This window comes from Pseudomonadota bacterium (genome assembly GCA_010028905.1).
Classification (GTDB): Bacteria; Vulcanimicrobiota; Xenobia; order RGZZ01; family RGZZ01; genus RGZZ01.
The window spans coordinates 1-1,350 of record RGZZ01000821.1 but is presented as its reverse complement, the minus strand read 5'-3'; the positions used below and the strand labels follow the sequence as shown (position 1 = coordinate 1,350).

The 1,350-nt window shown below is 66.8% G+C and carries 1 protein-coding gene; it reads right to left on the bottom strand.

Annotation, left to right across the window (positions count from 1 at the left end):
* Positions 1-196: 196 nt before the first annotated feature.
* Positions 197-1,350 (bottom strand): hypothetical protein (locus EB084_25615; protein NDD31641.1); only part of this gene is annotated, 1,154 nt, incomplete at its 5' end.

Here is a 1,350-nt window from a genome sequence, read left to right as displayed (position 1 = left end):
TTGTCCTGAAACCGGGGGCAGTGTGATGGCGCGAATCGAATCGAGCATGGCGGAGTCCCTCATCCCATGTGTCACACGTCGCCAGGCCGATGGCCTGCGAAGGCGCACGCTTCCTCTTGAGGTACAGTGTGCCATGCCGGCCCGCGTCCGGCCATTGACAGGTTGTGAACGAATGGAAGAGGGGGCTCGGAGCGCGCTACTTCTTCAGCGGTGTCGCGGGAGTCGGTGCAGCCGTGCTCACGCCGAGCACCGGATCAACAGATGGCAGGTCGGCGGGCAGGCCGGCGTCTGCATGGGCGTGTCCGGCGCAGAAGATCACGTACGAATGACCGCCGGGCTCGCACCGGTACGTGTACCTGCCGCCCGCCGGGCATGTCGGAAGCGTCTTCCTCGAGCGCTTCAGCACCGTCTCGAGTGCCCCCGTGGTCGGATAGCGCCCGTTCAGCTTGAGGGATACGTCTTCCAGCGCCACCGCCAGGCCCCGCAGGTTCGCCTCGCAGACCCGCAGCTGCAGCTGCGGCTTTCCCTGGTCGCTCTCGGGCACCTGCGTTCCCGGCTGCCCTTGAACCGCATAGCACAAAGCTTGAATTACGATGGGGGTCTGCGTCTGCCACTTCACGGGGTCGAAGGCCATGTTCAGGTCTTGACAGGTCAACCAGAGATCGATCTTCCACACCCCGTCGCGGCGCGACATGACCAGGACGCCGCCTCGGTCGCGCATGGGGCCGTTCTCGAGCGAGGACTGCTCCGTCAGCGCGAGCCACAGCGTGCGGTAGTCTGCCTGCCAGAGGGCGATGTTGACGTTCCACTGCGCCACAGTGAATGGGACCCGTCGATCGAAGTGCAGGCTCTGCCCGCCGAGGGTGAGCGCGCCGCTGCTGGTCAGCGCGGGGAAGCTTCCCGTGATGCCGATCCTGCGATGGGCGTCTCGGGTGCACGCCACGCTGACGCCTGCCTTCGAGGGCTGGTAGACGTATCGCCCTCCTGCTGGGCATCGGGGGACCTCGGTGAGGTAGGCCCCGGCCACCAGCGCGTCGAGCGTGCGGGGGAGGCTGGAGCCGTTGACGCGCGACCAGGCGCTCAGCGCCCCTCCCAGGGTCTCGAGGTTCGCCTCGCACAGCGACAGATGCTGGTAGGCTTCGGCGGCAATCGAATCGTGGATGCGGTCGCTCAGCAGCTTTGCCTCGGCCTCGGGATTCTTGATGCCGCGCACCAGCTCGAAGGCCCCCGCAACGTTGCGCTGGTAGAAGCGCGTGACGAAGGTCCTTGCCGTGTCGAGCGCCTGTTGCTGCTCTTGTTCGCTCAAGGGAGCGGGCGTCGCCGAGAGGGGGGCGCTCGTGGGCGGTTGCG